Consider the following 19735-nt stretch of genomic DNA (forward strand, 5'->3'; position numbering starts at 1 on the left):
TATGAGTGTTGAGGTAAGCCGTCTGTCGAACGGCCTGACAGTGGCCACCGAAACACTTCCAAGCGTAGAGACCGTGGCCCTCGGCACCTGGGTCAAGTCGGGCGCGCGCAACGAGCGCGACGACGAGCACGGCATGGCCCATCTGCTGGAACACATGGCGTTCAAGGGTACCAAGAGCCGCAGCGCCTTCGAGATCGCCTCGCAGATCGAGAATGTCGGCGGCGAGATCAACGCCGCCACGTCGGTCGAGACAACCGCATTCTATGCGCGCGTGCTGTCCGACGACGTGCCTCTGGCGGTCGATATCCTGTCTGACATCCTCCAGGATTCCGAATTCGATCCGGACGAACTCGAGCGCGAACAGCACGTCATCCTGCAGGAAATCGGCGCCGCCCACGACACGCCCGACGACATCGTCTTCGACCGCTTCACCGAAACTGCCTTCCGTCACCAGACGATCGGCCGCTCGATCCTTGGCACGCCGGAAGCGGTGAAATCCTTCACCTCGGCCCAGTTGCACGATTTCATGCAGCGCCAGTATGGCGCCGAGCGCATGGTCGTGGTCGCCGCCGGCGACGTCAAGCATGACGAATTCGTTCGCCAAGTCGAAAAACGCCTGGGCAATTTCCGCTCCAAGGCCGACAGCACCATTCCGCAATATGCGCAATATGTCGGCGGCGACTTCCGCGAAGACCGCGACCTGATGGACGCACAGATCGTGCTCGGCTTCGAGGGCCGCGCCTATCATGTGCGCGACTTCTACGCCTCGCAGGTCCTGTCGATGATTCTCGGCGGCGGCATGTCTTCGCGCCTGTTCCAGGAAGTGCGCGAAAAGCGCGGCCTGTGCTACTCGGTCTATGCCTTCCACTGGGGCTTTTCCGACACTGGCGTCTTCGGCATCCATGCCGCCACCGGCCAGAGCGACATCGCCGAACTCCTGCCCGTCATCATCAGCGAGTTGCAGAAGTCGGGCGAAAGTATCCTCCAGGAGGAACTCGACCGCGCTCGCGCGCAATATCGGGCCGGGCTCATCATGTCGGCGGAAAGCAGCTCCAGCCGCTCCTCGCAGATCGCCCGCCAGCTGCTGCTGTTCGGTCGCCCGATCGACAAGGAGGAGCTGATGGAACGGCTCGGGGCGTTGACCGTCGATCGCCTGACCGACCTGTCCTCGCGCCTGTTCTCGACCAAGCCGACCATCACCGCGGTCGGGCCGGTCGGTACGCTCGCGCCTTACGAATCGATCCTGGATTCGCTTCGGGGCGCACAGTCGGCCGGCCGTAAGCTCGCCGTCTGACGGGCCCCAGCGTCCATGTTCTCGTTCTCGCTCTTTCGCCGCGACACACCGGCGCTCAAAGGCGAGCGCGTTACCCTGCGCATGCCGAACTGGCGCGACTATCGCGAATGGGCGGCGCTACGTGCGGAAAGCCGTTCCTTCCTCGAGCCATGGGAGCCGCGCTGGGCGCCCGATGAATTGGAACGGTCAGCGTGGCGCGTCCGCCTCTCCCGCTACCAGGACGAGTTCATCCAGGGTACGGCGGCTGCATTCTTCATCTACGACAATGCGACAAACAAGCTGATCGGCGGCATCACGCTCGGCAACATCCGCTACGGCGTCGCCCAGAGCGGGCACATTGGCTACTGGATCGGCGAACGCTATGCCGGCCAGGGCTTCATGGCCGACGCTGTTCGCCTTGTTGTCCGCCACGCCTTCGATACGCTTCGGTTGCACCGGATCGAGGCTGCCTGTATCCCCGACAATGGGCGCTCTATCCGTGTGCTTGAAAAAGCCGGATTCCGGCGCGAAGGACTTTTGCGATCCTACCTCAGGATCAACGGCGAATGGCACGACCACTATCTCTACGCATTGATCGCGGACGTTCCGCACGCCGTCATCATGAAGGGCTGAACTTGTCTAAGCATTTCCTGTTGGCGCCGCTGCTGGCGCTTGTCGTCTCACTTGTTGCCAGCGTCTGCGCGGTGTCGCAGGCGCAGGCCGTGGAGCCGATCAAGATCTCCCGTGACGACGTCGCGCTGAACCTTTCGGGCGCCGTGGAGATCTACAGGAATCAGGGCGAGAATTTTCAGGTTTCGACGGCACCCGGGCTGGACGGCATCGTCCGCCGCATCGAGGTCGAGGCCAACGACAAGCGCTCGACCGGCGACTGGGCGGTGTTCGCGCTTGCCAACACCACCGACCAGCAGCTCGATCGCCTGATCGTGGCGCCGCATTTCCGGCTCGTCGGCTCGGGCGTGTTCTGGCCGGACCTCGGCTCCAGCCGTATCGCCGCGATCACGCCGAGCGAGGGCTTCGCGCTCGACAGGCAGGCGAGCCCCGACGCCGACGTCTTCCTGGTCACGCTGAACCCGGGCACGGTCGTCACCTTCATCGCCGAACTGGCCTCGCCCAAGCTGCCGAAGGTCTATCTGTGGGAGCCTGAATCCTACAAGGACTCGGTCAACTCCTACACGCTGTTCCGTGGCATCGTCATTGGCATCTCCGGTCTTCTGGCGCTGTTCCTGACCATCCTCTTCGTGGTCAAGGGAACCTCGATGTTCCCGGCGACAGCAGCGCTCGCCTGGGCCGTTCTCGCCTATATCTGCGTCGACTTCGGCTTTCTCAACAAGGTCATCGAGGTCTCCCCGGGCAACGAGCAGATATGGCGAGCGGGAACGGAGGTGGCGCTTGCGGCGACATTCGTGGTCTTCCTGTTCGCCTATCTCAACCTCAACCGTTGGCACGGCCATTTCAGCTACGGCGCGTTCGTGTGGATATTCGGCCTGGTGCTGATCGCCGGCGTCGCCATCATCGATCCGGCAGTGGCCGCAGGCATCGCGCGCATCTCGTTTGCGGCCACTGCCATCACCGGGCTCGGGCTGATCGTCTTCCTTGGCATACGCGGCTACGACCGCGCCATCATGCTGGTGCCCAGTTGGGCCATGGTGCTGATCTGGCTGACCGGTTCATGGATGGCGATTACCGGCCTTCTCGACAATGACATCGTTCAGCCCGCGCTCGGCGGCGGCCTGATCCTCATCATCCTGCTCATCGGCTTCACCGTCATGCAGCACGCCTTTGCCGGCGGTGCCCTACACCAGGGCCTGTTCAGCGACATGGAGCGCCAGGCGCTGGCGATTGCCGGCTCGGGCGACGTCGTCTGGGACTGGGATGTGCTGCGCGACCGCGTCGTGACCCGCCCCGACGTCAGCCTGCAGCTTGGCCTTGAGCCCAACAGCCTTGGCGGGCCGGCGCGCAACTGGCTGCCGGTGCTGCATGCAGACGACCGCGATACCTTCCGCACCACGCTCGACGTGGTTCTCGAGCATCGCCGCGGCCGGGTAGCACAGGATTTCCGCCTGCGTGGCGCAGACGGCCACTACCACTGGTTTTCGCTGAAGGCGCGGCCGGTAATCGGCTCGGATGGCGAAGTCATCCGCTGCGTCGGCACCATGGTCGACGTGACCGAGCAGAAAAAATCGGAAGAGCGGCTGCTGCACGATGCGGTGCACGACAACCTGACCGGCCTGCCCAACCGCGAACTGTTCATGAACCGGCTGGAGGCGATCATCTCCATTGCCCGCACCGAAGAGAAGGTGCGGCCGTCGGTCTTCGTCATCGACATCGACCGCTTCAAGCTGGTCAATGACGGTCTGGGAATCTCGGCCGGCGACACCATCCTCCTCACCATCGCCCGGCGCCTGCACCGCCTGCTCAAGCCCAAGGACTCGCTGTCGCGCTTTGCCGGCGACCAGTTCGCCCTGATGCTGCTTTCCGAGCAGGACCCCTCGCGCATCGCCGCCGTGGCCGACGCCATCAAGCAGGCGATCAGGGCGCCGATCACCTTCGCCAAGCGCGAGATCGTGCTGACCGCTTCGGTCGGCCTCATCACCTGGACCACCGCCCAGGCCTCGGCCGAGGACATGGTCAAGGATGCCGAGCTCGCCATGCACCAGGCCAAGCGTTTCGGCGGCGACCGCATCGAACCGTTCCGTCCGGCCTTCCGCAGCGTCGGCACCGACCGGCTGCAGCTTGAATCGGACCTGCGCCGCGCCATCGAGCGCAAGGAGTTCACCCTTGCCTACCAGCCGATCGTGCGGCTGGAAGACGGTAGCGTCGCCGGTTTCGAAGCGCTTTTGAGGTGGGACCATCCGCGCCGCGGCATGATCCCGCCGGGCGACTTCATCCCCGTCGCCGAAGGCTGCGGCCTGATCGTGCAGCTAGGCCTGTTCGCCATGCAACGCGCGGCCGAGGACCTTGCCGAGTGGCAGAAGCAGATCGGCGACGTGCCGCTGTCGGTGTCGGTCAATCTGTCGAGCCGCCAGCTCATCCGCCGCGATCTCGTCAGCGATGTGCGTTCGGTTATCGCGCGAGCCAATCTCAAGCCACGCTGCTTCCGCCTCGAACTCACCGAATCGCTTGTGATGGACAATCCCGAGCAGACCAACCACGTCCTGACCAAGCTCAAACAGCTCGGCATCGGCCTGTCGCTCGACGATTTCGGCACCGGCTATTCGTCGCTGTCCTACCTGACGCGCTTCCCCTTCGACACGATCAAGATCGACAAGAGCTTCGTCGACGACACCTCGCCCAAGCGCGCGGTGCTGATCAAGTCGATGGTCAACATGGCTCACGAACTGGGACTGTCGGTGGTCGCCGAAGGCATCTCCGACGAGAGCGACGCGCTCGAACTACGGCAGATGGGCTGCGAATATGTGCAGAGCTTCATGTTCGGCGCGCCGGTCCCCGGCGAGCAGGCCCTGAAGATGCTGAAAGAGCAGTATCCGCTGGCTCAGGCGTGACCGGCGGCACTGCTCAGCCGCACGAGGTCGATGCCCAGCGAGGCGAGGATACGGTCGTATTTCCGCTCGATGTCGGCGTCGAACAGCAGTTCCGGCGTCGCCGGGCAGGTCAGCCAGCCATTTGCGGCGATTTCGCTTTCGAGCTGGCCCGCGCCCCATCCGGAATAGCCCAGCGCCATCAGCGCGTGGCGCGGCCCGCGCCCGGCGGAAATCGCCCTGAGGATGTCGACGGTCGCCGTCAGGCAGATTTCCTCCGAAACCGGCAGCGAGGATTCAACCTTGTAGTCGTCGGTGTGCAGCACGAAGCCACGGCTGCGGTCGACCGGACCGCCATTGCGGACGATGAGGTCCCTGGACTTCATCGGCAGCCTGATCGCTTCCTGCTCGTCGAGAATGCCGAGTTGCACCAGAAGGTCCGTGAAAAGCAGCGGCTGGACCTGGTTGATGATCAGGCCCATCGCGCCTTCGTCGCTGTGGGCACAGATATAGATGACCGCACGCGAGAACCTATCATCCTTCATGCCGGGCATGGCGATGAGGAACTGATCGTCGAGGAAACCGCGCTCGGAGGCACCCTTTTTCTGCAGGATATCCATGAGCGGAATCTAGCGCGTTTCGTGTTGTCTTGAAAGGGCACCACAATGGCCCGAACCTTCAACTTCTCCCTGTGACGTCACGGAAAAATGATGCCGGGGTGAACGCTGCACATGTTGCGATGACGACAGGAGACGATCAAATCACCACCATGACTTCCAGGATCTCTTTCATTGCAGCTTTGGGCGTGGCCGCTTTGGCCGCAGCACCGGCATTCGCCTCCTCGTCGGCATGGTCCGAAATGGAGGGCGCCCGCATTCGGCTCGTCACCAGCGGCCAACCGGATGAATCGGGCAGCCTCCGGGGCGTGCTCGACGTCGAGCTCAAGCCGGGCTGGAAAACATACTGGCGCGATCCCGGAAATTCCGGAGTGCCGCCCCAGATCGACATTTCGGCAAGCAGCAACATCTCGGCGGCCGAGTTTTCGTTTCCCGCGCCGCAGCTCCATGACGACGGCTACGCCAAATGGGCCGGCTACGATCATCCGGTCCGCTTGCCGGTTACGTTGACCGTCCCCTCCCCGGGCCAGCCCTCATCGATCGTCGCGGACATCTTCCTCGGCGTCTGCGAATCGATCTGCGTGCCGGTGCAGGCGAGGCTCGAACTGGATCCGGCCAGCGATCCGGACAATGCCGAGAATGCCGCGCTGGTGACGGGGGCCTTTGCCGCGCTTCCAGCGCCCGCTGAGCCGGAATTCGGGGCCGAACTGACCTCTGGCGCAGGCGAAAGGATGTCCATCACGGCAACATCCCCCGGTGCTCCCGAGGGGACCAACCTCTTCCTCGCCGGCACCGACGGCTACGTGTTCGGCACGCCCGAGCGGCAGGCAGATGCCGGCAAGGCCATGTTCACCGTGAAGGTGCTGGAACGGCCGAAGACGAAGCCTTCGGGCAAGGGCATTCCATATACGCTGTCGAGCCCGGCGGGCGCCGTCGACGGCTTTCTGCCCTACCCATGAGCGAGATGTGCGGCAGTCGCCAGGGCCCAGCCATTGGACAAGCCCGGTATCTGCTGTAGTTGTGAAGCGGTTCTGCGCTGAATACGACAACCATAACGCATACGAGGAAATTCATGACCATTGCGATTGGCGAAAAGCTGCCCCAGGCCACCTTCAAGACGATGACCGCCGACGGCGCCAAGAACCTCACCACCGATGAGATCTTCGCCGGCAAGAAGATCGTCCTGTTTGCCGTTCCCGGCGCGTTCACGCCGACCTGCAGCAACAACCACCTGCCCGGCTATCTCGAGAACCACGACGCCATCATCGCCCGCGGCGTCGATACGATCGCGGTGGTTTCGGTCAACGATGTCCACGTCATGGGCGCCTGGGCGCGCTTCAGCGGCGGTGAAGGCAAGGTGCTGTTCCTGGCCGACGGCAGCGGCGACTTCGCCCGTGCGACCGGCCTCGACCTCGACCTTTCGGCGGCAGGCATGGGCCTGCGTTCGAAGCGCTTCTCGATGATTATCGAGGACGGCAAAGTCACGCAGCTCAACATCGAAGGCTCGCCCGGCCAGGCCATCGATTCCGGCGCTGCCCGCATTCTCGAGCAGCTCTAATACTCGCCGAGAGCGCGTCGCCAAGCGGCGCGCTACCGGAGTTGCGGATCAGGCCTTGCGCCCATTCTTGAAGGGCGCCATGCCCTCCCGCGCCAACTCGTCGGCCCGCTCGTTCTCGGGATGGCCGGCGTGACCCTTGACCCAGTGCCAGGTCACCTTGTGGCGCTTGTTCGCCTCGTCCAGCGCCTGCCAGAGTTCGCCGTTCTTCACCGGCTTCTTGTCCGCCGTCTTCCAGCCGTTCTTCTTCCAGCCGTGGATCCACTTGGAGATCCCGTCCATGACGTATTTGCTGTCGGTATGAAGGTCGATCTCGCACGACTCCTTCAGCGCATTCAGCGCCGAAATGGCAGCCAGCAACTCCATGCGGTTGTTGGTAGTCTCGGCCTCGCCCCCCGACAGTTCCTTGATCTTGGCGTTGTAGCGCAGCATCGCGCCCCAGCCGCCCGGGCCCGGATTGCCCGAGCAGGCGCCGTCGGTGAAAATCTCGACATGCTTCATTTCAAACCATATTCCTGCGGGGATTTGATCGCCCGGTGGAAGCGCAGGCGACGGATATACTCCATCGGGTCTCGCTTCATCACCAGGCCGCCATCGGGGATGGTCAGCCAGTCATAGAGCCTGGTCAGCATGAAGCGCAGCGCCGAGCCGCGCGCCAGCATCGGCAACGCCGCCTTCTCGGCCTCACTCAGCGGCCTGACGCTCTGATAGCCTTCCAGCAACGCGGCTCCCTTGGTCAGGTTGAAGGAAAAGTCCTTCTCGAAGCACCAGGCGTTGAGGCAGGTGGCGAGGTCGTAGGCGTAGAGATCGTTGCAGGCGAAATAGAAGTCGATCAGCCCTGACAACTCGTCGCCGAGGAAAAACACATTGTCGGGAAACAGGTCGGCATGGATGACGCCCAACGGCAGGCCGGCAGGCCAGCCCCTGCCCAACTCGGCGAAATCGGCATCGATTTCCGTGGCCAGGCCGGGCTCGACCTCGTCGGCGCGCGGGCGCGCTGCGTCCCACAGCTTGCGCCATCCATCGATCGCCAGCGCGTTCGGCCGCGTCATGGCGAAATCCTGGGTGGCCAGGTGCATCTGGGCCAGGGCCTTGCCGACCTCGCGGCAATGCACAACCTTGGGCCTGCGCATCCACATGCCTTCTAGGAAGGTGATCACCACCGCGGGACGCCCGGCCAGCGTGCCGATGACGTTGCCGTCCTTGCCGTCGACCGGCAGCGGGCAGGAAATGCCCTTGTGGGCGAGATGCTGCATCAAGCCGAGGAAGAACGGCAGGTCGGCCTTCTCCACCCGCTTCTCGTAGAGCGTCAGGATATAGGCGCCGGTCGTGGTGTGCAGCAGGAAGTTGGAGTTCTCCGTACCTTCAGCGATTCCCTTGTAGGAGAGCAGTTCGCCGACCGGATAGTTACGAAGGAAGGCCTCGAGTTCGCCCTCGGAAACGTCGGTATAGACGGCCATCAGCGGACACCGTTGACGAATGCCATGTCGGCCGGGGTTAGTTCGACGTCGCGCAATACCCGCATGACCGGGAAGTCCTCCGTTTCGGTCGCGGTCACTGCGAGTTCCACGGTCACGTCGAAGCGCTCGCGGAAGGCGTTGATGATCTCGTCGACGATGATTTCCGGTGCCGACGCGCCTGCCGACAGGCCAAGCGTGGTGATGCCGCCGACGTCGCTCCAGGGAATCTCCGACGCGCGTTGAACCAGCAGCGACATCTTCGCCCCTGCCCGCTCGGCGACCTCGACCAGACGACGGGAGTTCGACGAATTGGGTGCACCGACGACGAGGAACAGGTCGGCCCCAGGCGCCGTCTCCTTCACCGCTTCCTGGCGGTTGGTGGTGGCATAGCAGATCGATTCGGCGGCCGGCGCCTGCAGCGCCGGGAAACGCTCCTGCAGCGCCCGCAGGATGCCGGCGGTGTCCTCCACCGACAGCGTCGTCTGGGTGACGAAGCCCAGCGCCTCGGGATCGGCCGGCACGAGGCTTCTGGCATCGGCCTCGGTCTCGACCAGAGTCACCGCACCTTCCGGCAGCTGCCCCATGGTGCCGATCACTTCCGGATGGCCGGCGTGGCCGATCAGCAGCACATGGCGACCCTGGCGCTGGTGGCGCATGGCCTGCTTGTGAACCTTGGAAACCAGAGGACAGGTCGCGTCGAGATAGAAAAGTTTACGCGCCACCGCGTCCGCCGGCACCGATTTCGGCACGCCGTGGGCCGAGAACACGACCGGCGCATCGTGATGCTCGTCGGGAATCTCGTGCAGTTCTTCGATGAACACCGCGCCGAGATTCTGCAGACCCTCGACGACATAGCGGTTATGGACGATCTCATGACGGACATAGACCGGCGCGCCATATTTCTTGAGCGCGAGCACGACGATCTGGATCGCGCGATCCACACCGGCGCAGAAACCGCGTGGTTGGCAGAGCCTGATCGTCAGGGGCGGTTTGGTCGTCGTCTGGAGCATGGCATCCGCTTCTTCGTTCCGTGCCGAAATGATGTCTGCGCCCCTTTGCTGTCAAGGGCGCCGGCGCATCGGCCCGAAAATCGAAATCGATTGTCGGCAAGCACGATGCGCAGATTCGAAAACTCTTAGAGCGTCCTTTGTGCGTCCAGCCGGACGCACGGCGCTCCAAGCGTCATTTGCGCTCCGGGCGGCGCAGCAGCCAGAAACCCATGACGCCCAGCAGTGCCGCTGCCAGCCCCCACCAAGTCACCACATACTGCAAATGGTTGTTTGGCATATCGATCATGGTCACGCCGCCGATCGGCAGGCCGCCCGGGTTGGGGGTCTTGTCGGCATCGACAAAGAACGGCAGCACCGCCGCGTCCGCCGGCAGGCCGGCACTGGCCGCCATCGCGTCGCGATCCTTCCAGTAGAAGACGTTCTTGACTGGATCGTTGTCCGGGACCAGGGAACCGGGCTTGGCATCGAGCGGATCGCGCGCCAGTCCGGTGATGCGGACTGCGCCCTCCACCTGCCCCAGCGGACGCTTGCCGGCATCCTTGAGGTCGTAGGGAACGAAGCCGCGGTTGACCAGCACAAAGCGCCCGTCCTCCAGCCTGAGCGGCGTATAGACGTAAAAGCCCGACTGGCCTTCCCAGGTAGCGAAGAAATGCCGCTCGCCCTGATGCTCGAAAGTGCCTGAAAGCGTCACCGGCCAGTAGTCGACGTCGCCGGTCGCGCGGAACTTCACTTCCATCTCGGCGAGTGGGAGCGGCTGCGAATGCGTCCGCTCGGCGATCTGGGCGATCAGCCCTTCCTTCCAGTACAGGCGCTGGAGCTGCCAGCTGCCGAGCGCGATCAATATGGCGAAGACGATGGTGCCGAGCACCAGCATCAGGAAAGTGCCGCGCTTGGCCGCAGGTCGGGCCATGATCTCGTCGTCGCTCATTCGCTGCCGTCCAGACGCCCTTCGGCTGCCTTGTTGCGATATTGCAGCGTGATCAGAACGCCCTTGATCAACCGGAGCGATCCAAGGCTGAGCACCACCGTCAGCGGTATCCAGAGCAGCAGATGCAGCCACGTGGGTGGCGAAAAGTTCACCTCCATCCACAAAGCGAGGCCAACCACGACAAAGCCGATGATCAGGATGACGAAGACCGCCGGACCGTCTCCGGCATCGGCGAAGGAATTGTCGAGACGGCAGACCCCGCACTGCTTGGCGACCGTGAGGAAACCGGAAAAAAGCTTGCCCTCGCCGCAACGTGGGCAGCGGCCCTTGAGGCCGGCGGCTATCGGCTCGACGGGTGGCCAGATCGCCTGGTCTTTGCTCATTGCTCGGTCCTCATCGATGGCGTTTCGAAAAAGACAAGGCGGCCGCGTTGCCGCGACCGCCTTGCATCATGAAAGTCCAGTGTCAGTGGCCTGCGGCGATGGTACCGCCCGACGATCCCCAGACGTAAATCGCGACGAAGAGGAACAGCCAGACCACGTCGACGAAGTGCCAGTACCAGGCAGCAGCTTCGAAACCGAAATGCTGCTTGGGCGTGAAGGCACCGGCCATCGCACGGAACAGGCAGACCAGCAGGAAGATCGTGCCGATGAGGACGTGGAAGCCGTGGAAACCGGTCGCCATGAAGAAGGTCGCACCGTAGATCGAGTCCTTGAAGGCGAACGGAGCGTGGATGTACTCGTAGGCCTGCACGAAGCTGAACAGCACGCCAAGCGCGACCGTGATCGCCAGGCCGTTGATCAGGCCCCTGCGGTCGTTGTGAAGCAAGGCGTGGTGAGCCCAGGTCACAGCCGTGCCCGAGAGCAGCAGGATGACGGTGTTGTAAAGCGGCAGGTGGAAGGGATCGAGGATCTCGATGCCCTTGGGCGGCCAGACGCCACCGGTGAACTCCATGCGCATGTACTGGTTCGCTTCATTGGGGAACAGCGATGCGTCGAAGAACGCCCAGAACCAGGCCACGAAGAACATCACCTCGGAGGCGATGAACATGATCATGCCGTAGCGCAGGTGCAGCGAGACGACGCGCGTATGGTGCCCCTCGTTGCCTTCCCTGATCGTATCGGACCACCAGCCGAACATCGTGTAGAGCACGATGGCGACGCCGACCAGGAAGATCCAGTAGTTGGCGTTGGCAACGTTGTAACCGAAGATCGGGAACACCGAGCCCTTCATGTGCTGCATCCATGCAACGCCACCGAAGGCCATGACGAGCGCGCCCAGTGAGCCCAGGAACGGCCACGGGCTGGGATCGATGATGTGATAATCGTGATGTTTCGCGTGCGCGTCTGCCATATCAGCCCCCGGCTTTTCCGTCGGAATTAACATTTTTCGCTTCGCCGTCGACCTTGGGCGCGGCTGCTACGGGCTTTTCCCCCTCAATCGGGAAAAAGGTATAGGACAAGGTGATCGTCTTGAGATCCTTGAGGTCGGGCTCGTTGACGATATCCGGATCGACGAAGAACACCACTGGCATGTCGAGCGACTCGCCGGGCTTTAGCGTCGTATCGGTGAAGCAGAAGCACTCCACCTTGTTGAAGTAGGATCCTGCCAATTCAGGCGTGACGTTGAAGGTCGCGCGTCCGGCTGCAGGCTTGTCGAAACGGTTCTGCGCCTTGTAATGCGCCTGCGCGGTCTCGCCGATCTTGATCTTGATGTCGCGGGCCACCGGCTGGAAATCCCACGCCAGCCCCCCTGACACGTTGGCGTCGAACCGGATCGTGATCTCGCGATCGAGGATCTTGTCCGAATACTGCTCGACGCGCTGCGTCGTGCCACCATAGCCGGTGATCTGGCAGAACATCGCATAGAGCGGCACGGCAGCGTAGGCCATTCCGACCATGCCGCCGACGAACGCGACGCACATGCCCGCAACCACGGCGTTGGAACGGGCCTTCTTCTTGTCCTCGGCGGCTTGGGTCGCGCCGTTCACACCTTCGATCATAGCGGACGATCCATGATCCCGGGACCGAATTTGGCGATGGTCGCGATATAGAAAATGATGACAAGCACGGCCAAGGCCAGACCGATGGCAATGTTGCGGCTGCGGCGCGCCTTTTTCTGCTTGTCCGAAAGCGTAATCAGGTCGTTGTCAGACATCTCATGCACCTCCAAGCGCAAACACACGCTCGATGACGCTGTCCGCCAGATAGGCGGCAAAGATCACGAACAGGTAGAGCAACGAATAGCCGAAGAGCGCCTTGGCCGGCTTCATCACCCGATCGCTATCGGGCATGCGCAACACCTTCCAGGCGTACCAGACAAAGCCAATGCCGAGCGCGAGCGAAACGACGCCATAGCCGACAGTGGTGTAGCCAAGCAGCCAGGGCAACACGCCGACAGGGGCAAGCAGCAGCGAATAGGCGAATATCTGCCTGCGCGTCGAGGCCTCGCCTGCGACGTTCGGCATCATGGGCACGCCAGCGCGCTCATAGTCTTGCGACTTGAACAGTGCGAGCGCCCAGAAATGCGGCGGCGTCCACAGGAAGGTAATGAGGAAAAGCACGACGCTCTCAAGGCTGACCGCACCAGTCACGGCAGCCCAGCCAATCATCGGCGGCAGCGCCCCGGCTGCGCCACCGATGACGATGTTCTGCGGCGTCCAGCGCTTGAGCCACATCGTATAGACGACGGCATAGAAGAAGATGGTGAAGGCGAGCAGTGCCGCCGCCAGCCAATTGATGAGGACGCCGAGCGTCATCACAGAAAGAACCGAAAGCACGAGCCCGAAGGTCAGGGCCTCGCCCGGCTGGACGCGACCAGCGGGCACCGGGCGATTGACCGTGCGCGTCATGACCGCGTCGATGTCGGCATCGTACCACATGTTGAGGGCGCCCGAGGCGCCGGCGCCGATCGCAATCGCCAGGATCGCGATCAAGGCAAGGAAAGGATTGAGCTTGTCTGGTGCGGCAACCATGCCGACAAAGGCGGTGAAGACGACCAGCGACATGACGCGAGGCTTCAGCAGGGCGAAGAAGTCGCCCGCCGTCGCTTCCGAGACGCGGAAGGTCTGGTCTTCAATGCGGTTGTGGACAATGGCCATGCGTACTTACGTCCAATCGTTCCGTTTGGCCGAAACCGCCGGCTGAACCGGCGGCTTCGAATTTCAGTCAGTGCCTTACTTGATCTTCGGCAGCTGTTCCCACTGGTGGAAGGGCGGCGGCGAAGACAGCTGCCACTCGAGGGTGGTCGCACCCTCGCCCCACGGGTTGGCTCCAGCGACGCGCTTCTTGGCAAAGGCTTCGAAGACGCCGAACAGGAAGATCAGGACGCCGACGGCGGAGATGTAGGAGCCGTAGGACGACACCATGTTCCAGCCGGCATACGCATCCGGATAGTCGATGTAGCGGCGCGGCATGCCGGCGAGGCCGAGGAAGTGCTGCGGGAAGAACACCAGGTTGACGCCGACGAACGTGACCCAGAAGTGGGTGCGCGCGATCAGCGGCGAGTACATGTAGCCGCTCATCTTCGGGAACCAGTAGTACCAGGCCGCAAAGATCGCGAACACAGCGCCCAGCGACAGCACGTAGTGGAAGTGCGCCACGACGTAATAGGTGTCGTGAAGGGCGCGATCGAGACCGGCGTTGGCCAGCTGCACGCCGGTGACGCCACCGACCGTGAACAGGAAGATGAAGCCGATCGCCCACAGCATCGGGGTGCGCATCGAGATCGAGCCGCCCCACATCGTGGCGATCCACGAGAAGATCTTCACGCCAGTCGGAACCGCGATGACCATGGTGGCGAACACGAAGTAGCGCTGCGTGTCGAGCGACAGGCCGGTGGTGTACATGTGGTGAGCCCACACGACGAAGCCGACGGCGCCGATGGCGACCATGGCGTAGGCCATGCCGAGGTAACCGAAGATCGGCTTGCGCGAAAAGGTCGACACGATGTGGCTGACGATGCCGAAGCCCGGCAGGATCAGGATGTACACTTCAGGGTGACCGAAGAACCAGAACAGGTGCTGGTACAGGATCGGATCGCCGCCGCCTTCAGGCGCGAAGAATGCCGTGCCGAAGTTGCGATCGGTCAGAAGCATCGTGATGCCGCCCGCCAGAACCGGCAGCGAAAGCAGCAGCAGGAAGGCGGTGATCAACACCGACCAGGCAAACAGCGGCATCTTGTGCAGCGTCATGCCCGGAGCGCGCATGTTGAAGATCGTGGTGATGAAGTTGATGGCGCCGAGAATCGAGGAAACACCGGCGATGTGGATCGACAGGATCGCAAGATCCATCGCAGGCCCGGGCTGACCCGAGGTCGACAGCGGCGGATAGAGCGTCCAGCCACCACCAACGCCATGCGCACCAGGCGCACTCGGCATGAAGGCCGAGAGCAGCAGCAGGATGAAGGCAGGCGGAAGCAGCCAGAACGAGATGTTGTTCATGCGTGGGAACGCCATGTCAGGCGCACCGATCATGATCGGGATCATCCAGTTGGCGAAACCACCGATCAGCGCCGGCATGACCATGAAGAAGATCATGACCAGGCCATGAGCCGTGGTGAACGCATTGAACATGCTCTTGCCGGCATCGACAGCCGAGTCACCGCCAACGCCATAGACCATCTCGGCCAGGCCGTTGAAGATCTGGATGCCCGGCTCGGCGAGCTCCCAGCGCATCATGACGGACAGGAAGCCGCCGATGAGACCCGCTATGATCGCAAAGATCAGGTAGAGTGTCCCGATATCCTTGTGGTTGGTGGAGTACACCCACCGGACCCAGCCGCGAGGCCTGTGGTCGTGGTGTTCGTGAGCTGCAGCGCCTGCCATAATCCGCTCTCCGTTCCCTGATCCCTATGCTGCCGCGGCTTAGTTGCCGGCGGCCGCGACCTTGGCTGCATCCGTCTCGGCCATCAGCGCCTTGTTGGCACCCGGCAGGTCGGACTTCGCGGCAGCCAGCCACGTGTTGTACTGTGCGTCGCTTACGACGCGGATTGCGATTGGCATGAAGGCATGGTCCTTGCCGCAAAGCTCGGAGCACTGGCCATAATAGAGGCCTTCCTTCTCCGCCTTGAACCAGATCTCGTTGATGCGACCCGGCACGGCGTCGGTCTTCACGCCGAAGGCCGGCATGGCGAAGGCATGGATGACGTCGCTGGCCGTCACGAGAATACGAACCACCTGGTTGACCGGAACGACCATCTCATTGTCCACCGCCAGAAGGCGGGGATAGACGGCCATGTTCTCCTTGCCTTCAGCCTTGCGGGCATCCTCGGTCAGCATCGCCGAGTTGAAGGAAAGCGGGTCCTGCGTCTGGTACTCGTAGTCCCAGTTCCACTGGTTGCCGGTGGCCTTGATCGTCAGCTTGGCTTCTTCCGGCGGCGAATACTGCGCCGTCAGCAGCTGGAACGACGGAACCGCCAGGAACAGCAGAATCACGACCGGACCGACGGTCCAGACGACCTCGATCAGCGTGTTGTGGCTGGTGCGCGAAGGCGTCGGATTGGCGCTCGCACGGAACCTCAGGATGCAATAGGCCAGAAGAACCAGAACAAAAAGGGTAATCGGGACGATGAACCACAGGCTGTAGCGCTCGAACCAGGTAATCTGTTCCATGATGCCGGTCGCCGCCGGCTGGAAATTGGTCTGCCAGTCCACCGGCTGCGCCGCATAGGCCGCGACGCTGGCAAGGGAAGCAGTCGCCGCGACGGCGCTAGCTAGGATCTTTCTCATCGCCCTCTGTATCTCCCATTTCCGTGCGGGCTTATCCGCAAGGACATCGTGCCGCTCCAGGACGGGAATCCCGGAGACGTTCGGAGGTTCAAACCATACTCTCTTTATAACCGCAAGGAAGCAGAGGCGTAACTCATGCGGCATTTTTGCGCGCAGGCCAGCGGGCTGGCGCTACGGCCCGTTTGGCGCTAGTTGAAGGGCGCGCGGGCGTGCTATTCGCCGCGTTGTTGGCAGTCATGCCTTCAAAAGACGTCGCAATTCGGGCCAATTCGGCCTTGAATGTCTGGAAAACGTGAGATCGCAGGATGGCGACTTAGCCTTCTTGTTATTTACTTACCCTACACGCGACGTGGTTTGTCGTGATTCGCAATGGAGCCGTCATGAAGTCTGGGCTGTCTAAAACCTTGGCGAAGCTGTTGGTCGCCGCCGCCTGCCTGGCTCCCATGCATGCCGGCGCCCAGCAGCAGAGCGGCACGGTCAAGTCCACCCATGGCGCATGGTCGATCATCTGCGACACGCCCGCTGGTGCCACCAACGAGCAATGCGTGATGATGCAGAATGTCATCGCCGAAGACCGCCCGGAGATGGGACTGTCGGTGGTCGTGCTGCGCACCGCCGACAACAAGGCGGAGATTCTGCGCGTGCTCGCCCCGCTCGGCGTGCTGCTTCCCAACGGCCTCGGCCTCAATGTGGACCAGAAGGATATCGGCCGCGCCTATTTCGTGCGCTGCTTCCAGGATGGCTGCTATGCCGAGGTGATCCTGGACAAACCGCTGCTCGACACGCTCAAGACCGGCAAGTCGGCCACCTTCATCGTCTTCCAGACGCCTGAGGAAGGCATCGGCATCCCCGTCGACCTCAATGGTTTCGCCGAAGGTTTCGCGGCGCTGCCGTGAGGCCGCCTGCCCTTGACCTTGAAGTTGCTCCCACCCGAAGATTACGAGATTTTCAAGCGGATTCGCCTGGAAGCCCTGCGCTTGGCCCCCGCGGCCTTTGCCAGCAGCGAACGGGATTGGGCGACGCTCCCCGACGAGGAATGGCAGCGCCGCCTCAAAGACAATTCGGTGGTGGTCTCCTTCCACGAAGAAGAGCCTGTTGGCATCATGGGGCTCATGCCGCAGCAGCCCAGCAAGATGGCGCACCGCGCCACTATCATCATGGTGTATTTGCGCGAGAATGAACGCGGCGGCGGGCGGGCTGCCGCGATGCTCGACCTACTGCTCGACCACGCCCGCACACTAGGTGTACGACAGGTCGAACTGGCCGTAAGCGCTGAAAATCCAGCAGCCTTTCGATTCTACCTTCGGGAAGGTTTTCACGAAATCGGCCGCATCCCCGGTGGCTTTCTTCACGAAGGTCGGGAAATCGACGAAATCATGATGGCACGGCGCTTGACCTTGGATAACCGTCTAGGTTCGTTGTGACGTTGTCGAATGGTGCCCACGCGCCTACATCCGGTAAAATCGTTTATTGAAGGGCAAGCGCCATGACCAGCCTTCTCAGCCAGTTCGACATCACCGAAGACCGCGTGCGCCGGATCGTCGCCAGCACGATCGAGGGCGCCGACGACGGCGAGTTGTTCCTCGAATATCGCGAGGGCGAAGCGCTGATGTTCGACAATGGCCGACTGAAGACGGCCAATTTCAATACAGACCAGGGTTTTGGCCTGCGCGCCGTTGCCGGCGAGGCTACCGGCTACGCCCACTCCAGTGAATTGTCCGAAGCAGCCCTGCTGCGCGCCTCCGACGCCGTATCCGCGGTCAAGGGCGGCTACTCCGGCACTCTCGCCGACGCCCCTGCCCGCACCAACCGCCATCTCTATGGCGAGGAAAACCCCATTACCTCGCCAGGTTTCGAGGCCAAGGCCAAGCTGTTGCAGGAAATCGATGCCTGGCTGCGCGACAAGGACCCGCGCGTCCGCCAGGTCACGGCCTCGCTCGCCTCGTCCTGGCAGCATGTCGAGATCCTGCGCGGCGACGGACAGGTCGTGCGCGACATCCGCCCGTTGGTGCGCATGAACGTCTCGGTCGTTGTCGGCGACGGCGATCGCCAGGAAAGCGGCTCGTATGGCGCGGGCGGGCGCAAGAGTTTCAACGAGTTCCTGACCGAGGAAAGCTGGCAGAACGCTGCCAGCGAAGCGCTGCGCCAGGCGCTGGTCAATCTCGAAGCCATTCCCGCCCCCGCGGGAACCTTCGACATCGTGCTGTCCTCCGGCTGGCCGGGCGTGATGCTGCATGAAGCCGTCGGCCATGGCCTCGAGGGCGATTTCAATCGCAAGAAGACCTCGGCCTTCGCCGGCCTTCTCGGCCAGCAGGTCGCCGCCAAGGGTGTCACCGTGGTCGACGACGGCACGATCGCCGAGCGCCGTGGCTCGATCACCGTCGACGACGAGGGAACGCCGAGTGGCCGCAACGTGCTGATCGAGGACGGCAAGCTCGTGGGCTACATGCAGGACCGCCAGAACGCGCGACTGATGGGCATGAAGGCGACCGGCAACGGCCGCCGCGAATCCTATGCGCACCAGCCGATGCCGCGCATGACCAACACCTACATGACCTCGGGCGACAAGACGCCGGAAGAGATCATCGCTTCGGTCAAGAATGGCATCTACGCCGTCTCCTTTGGCGGCGGCCAGGTCGACATCACCTCCGGAAAATTCGTGTTCGGCTGCACCGAGGCCTATATGATCGAGGGCGGCAAGGTGACCCAGCCGATCAAGGGCGCCATGCTGATCGGCAACGGCCCCGACGCCATGCACCGCGTTTCCATGGTCGGCAACGACATGAAGCTCGACACCGGTATCGGCATGTGCGGAAAGGCCGGTCAGGGCGTGCCCGTCGGCGTCGGCCAGCCGCATCTGCGCATGAACCAGATGACAGTCGGCGGCACACGCGTGTGACCTCCTGCCCACCGCTATTTCCCTGCCAGGCACTATGAGCGACGAGGTATGACCCTGCCCTCCTCCATCGTCATCCTCACCGGCGCCGGCATCTCGGCCGAATCGGGTGTCGACACCTTCCGCGACCGAGATGGCATCTGGTCGAAGTTCGACTACCGCGACGTGGCAACGCCGGAGGGCTTTGCGCGCAATCCGGCGCTGGTGCACGACTTCTACAACGCGCGCCGTTCGGGCCTCGACACTGTCGCGCCCAACGCCGCCCATGTCGCGCTGGCCCGGCTCGAACGCGAGTTCGAGGGCAAGCTCTTGCTCGTCACGCAGAACATCGACGACTTGCACGAAAGAGCCGGATCGCAGCGTCCTGTCCACATGCACGGTGAACTGGCCAAGGCGCTGTGCGCCAGATGCGGCGCCAGGCATGCGTGGCGGGACAGCATGTCCTGCGCCTCGAGTTGCCCCACCTGCGAAGCGGTCGGCCATGTCAGGCCCGACGTGGTCTGGTTCGGCGAGATGCCCTACCACATGGAGGAAATCGGCGAGGCCCTCGACGGCTGCGACCTGTTCGTGTCCATCGGCACGAGCGGCAATGTCTACCCAGCCGCCGGATTCGTCGAGGAAGCGCGCCATGCCGGCGCCCGCACGGCCGAGCTCAACCTGGAACCTTCCGAGGGCTACAGCCTCTTCGACGAGGCTATCCACGGCCGCGCCACCGAGGTCGTCCCGGCCTTCGTCGAACGCCTGCTGAACGGACGGAAGTAGCCCGCG

At 63.0% G+C, this 19735-nt stretch carries 21 protein-coding genes; 9 read left to right on the forward strand and 12 right to left on the reverse strand.

Features of this window, described 5'->3' with window-relative positions; all coding sequences use genetic code 11:
- Position 1 precedes the first annotated feature (1 nt).
- From ABSY17_RS18665 to ABSY17_RS18675, 3 genes are read left to right on the forward strand one after another with little or no spacing between them, the layout of a single operon-like run.
- On the forward strand, positions 2-1294 hold the full coding sequence (locus ABSY17_RS18665; protein ID WP_378943862.1) for a M16 family metallopeptidase: 1293 nt from the start codon (positions 2-4) through the stop codon (positions 1292-1294).
- A 15-nt stretch (positions 1295-1309) separates the two neighbouring features.
- A complete protein-coding gene (locus ABSY17_RS18670; RefSeq protein WP_378943864.1) occupies positions 1310-1906 on the forward strand; it encodes a GNAT family N-acetyltransferase in 597 nt (198 codons plus the stop codon).
- Positions 1907-1908: 2 nt separating this feature from the next.
- Positions 1909-4797, forward strand: coding sequence for an EAL domain-containing protein (locus ABSY17_RS18675; RefSeq protein WP_378943866.1), 2889 nt, complete (start codon positions 1909-1911; stop codon positions 4795-4797).
- Here the strand turns inward: ABSY17_RS18675 and ABSY17_RS18680 are convergent.
- The gene (locus tag ABSY17_RS18680) at positions 4788-5393 is read right to left on the reverse strand and encodes a YqgE/AlgH family protein (RefSeq protein WP_378943868.1); all 606 of its coding nucleotides are present in this window, start codon (positions 5391-5393) and stop codon (positions 4788-4790) included. The two genes, ABSY17_RS18675 and ABSY17_RS18680, sit on opposite strands and share 10 nt — an antisense overlap.
- 149 nt (positions 5394-5542) lie before the next feature.
- Here ABSY17_RS18680 and ABSY17_RS18685 point away from each other — a divergent pair, with 149 nt between their 5' ends.
- Together ABSY17_RS18685 and ABSY17_RS18690 are read left to right on the forward strand one after the other, a co-directional pair.
- A complete protein-coding gene (locus tag ABSY17_RS18685; RefSeq protein ID WP_378943870.1) occupies positions 5543-6349 on the forward strand; it encodes a protein-disulfide reductase DsbD domain-containing protein in 807 nt (268 codons plus the stop codon).
- 113 nt (positions 6350-6462) lie between these two features.
- Positions 6463-6948 carry a peroxiredoxin gene (locus ABSY17_RS18690; RefSeq protein ID WP_378943872.1) on the forward strand — a complete coding sequence of 162 codons (486 nt, stop codon included), beginning with the start codon at positions 6463-6465 and terminating at the stop codon, positions 6946-6948.
- 48 nt (positions 6949-6996) lie between these two features.
- Here ABSY17_RS18690 and rnhA read toward each other — a convergent pair whose 3' ends face one another.
- The 11 genes from rnhA to coxB all read right to left on the reverse strand — a co-directional run bounded on the left by rnhA (position 6997) and on the right by coxB (position 16071).
- A complete protein-coding gene (gene rnhA / locus ABSY17_RS18695) occupies positions 6997-7446 on the reverse strand; it encodes a ribonuclease HI (protein ID WP_378943874.1) in 450 nt (149 codons plus the stop codon).
- Complete coding sequence (locus tag ABSY17_RS18700; RefSeq protein ID WP_378943876.1) at positions 7443-8405, reverse strand: homoserine kinase; 963 nt, start codon at positions 8403-8405, stop codon at positions 7443-7445. The genes rnhA and ABSY17_RS18700 overlap by 4 nt, the downstream gene beginning before the upstream one ends.
- Positions 8405-9415, reverse strand: a complete 1011-nt coding sequence (gene ispH, locus ABSY17_RS18705; protein WP_378943878.1) for a 4-hydroxy-3-methylbut-2-enyl diphosphate reductase — start codon at positions 9413-9415, stop codon at positions 8405-8407. Before ispH ends, ABSY17_RS18700 begins: the two co-directional genes overlap by 1 nt.
- A gap of 172 nt (positions 9416-9587) precedes the next feature.
- Positions 9588-10343, reverse strand: coding sequence for an SURF1 family protein (locus ABSY17_RS18710; protein WP_378943880.1), 756 nt, complete (start codon positions 10341-10343; stop codon positions 9588-9590).
- Positions 10340-10726 carry a DUF983 domain-containing protein gene (locus ABSY17_RS18715; RefSeq protein WP_378943882.1) on the reverse strand — a complete coding sequence of 129 codons (387 nt, stop codon included), beginning with the start codon at positions 10724-10726 and terminating at the stop codon, positions 10340-10342. Before ABSY17_RS18715 ends, ABSY17_RS18710 begins: the two co-directional genes overlap by 4 nt.
- Before the next feature lie 82 nt (positions 10727-10808).
- Entirely contained in the window at positions 10809-11696 is an 888-nt protein-coding gene (locus ABSY17_RS18720; protein ID WP_378943884.1) for a cytochrome c oxidase subunit 3, read from the reverse strand.
- 1 nt (position 11697) lies between these two features.
- Complete coding sequence (locus ABSY17_RS18725; protein WP_378943885.1) at positions 11698-12345, reverse strand: cytochrome c oxidase assembly protein; 648 nt, start codon at positions 12343-12345, stop codon at positions 11698-11700.
- Positions 12342-12500 carry a hypothetical protein gene (locus tag ABSY17_RS18730; protein WP_378943887.1) on the reverse strand — a complete coding sequence of 53 codons (159 nt, stop codon included), beginning with the start codon at positions 12498-12500 and terminating at the stop codon, positions 12342-12344. The genes ABSY17_RS18725 and ABSY17_RS18730 overlap by 4 nt, the downstream gene beginning before the upstream one ends.
- Before the next feature lies 1 nt (position 12501).
- Entirely contained in the window at positions 12502-13443 is a 942-nt protein-coding gene (locus tag ABSY17_RS18735) for a heme o synthase (RefSeq protein ID WP_378943889.1), read from the reverse strand.
- Positions 13444-13518: 75 nt separating this feature from the next.
- Entirely contained in the window at positions 13519-15168 is a 1650-nt protein-coding gene (gene ctaD, locus ABSY17_RS18740; protein ID WP_378943891.1) for a cytochrome c oxidase subunit I, read from the reverse strand.
- A 39-nt stretch (positions 15169-15207) separates the two neighbouring features.
- Positions 15208-16071 (reverse strand): cytochrome c oxidase subunit II, encoded by an 864-nt coding sequence (coxB, locus tag ABSY17_RS18745; RefSeq protein ID WP_378943893.1) that lies wholly within the window; start codon positions 16069-16071, stop codon positions 15208-15210.
- Between the two features lie 380 nt (positions 16072-16451).
- On the opposite strand from coxB, the gene ABSY17_RS18750 reads away from it, so the two are divergent.
- The 4 genes from ABSY17_RS18750 to ABSY17_RS18765 all read left to right on the forward strand — a co-directional run bounded on the left by ABSY17_RS18750 (position 16452) and on the right by ABSY17_RS18765 (position 19729).
- Positions 16452-16967 (forward strand): invasion associated locus B family protein, encoded by a 516-nt coding sequence (locus ABSY17_RS18750; protein ID WP_378943895.1) that lies wholly within the window; start codon positions 16452-16454, stop codon positions 16965-16967.
- 6 nt (positions 16968-16973) lie between these two features.
- The gene (locus ABSY17_RS18755; RefSeq protein WP_378952858.1) at positions 16974-17495 is read left to right on the forward strand and encodes a GNAT family N-acetyltransferase; all 522 of its coding nucleotides are present in this window, start codon (positions 16974-16976) and stop codon (positions 17493-17495) included.
- A gap of 62 nt (positions 17496-17557) precedes the next feature.
- Positions 17558-18970: a metalloprotease TldD gene (tldD, locus tag ABSY17_RS18760; RefSeq protein WP_378943897.1), complete on the forward strand. Its 1413-nt coding sequence runs from the start codon at positions 17558-17560 to the stop codon at positions 18968-18970.
- 48 nt (positions 18971-19018) lie between these two features.
- Entirely contained in the window at positions 19019-19729 is a 711-nt protein-coding gene (locus tag ABSY17_RS18765; RefSeq protein WP_378943899.1) for an NAD-dependent deacylase, read from the forward strand.
- The last annotated feature ends 6 nt before the right edge of the window (positions 19730-19735 follow it).

The sequence above is a fragment of the Mesorhizobium sp. ANAO-SY3R2 genome, from assembly GCF_042466635.1.
In the GTDB taxonomy this organism is placed as follows: domain Bacteria; phylum Pseudomonadota; class Alphaproteobacteria; order Rhizobiales; family Rhizobiaceae; genus Aminobacter.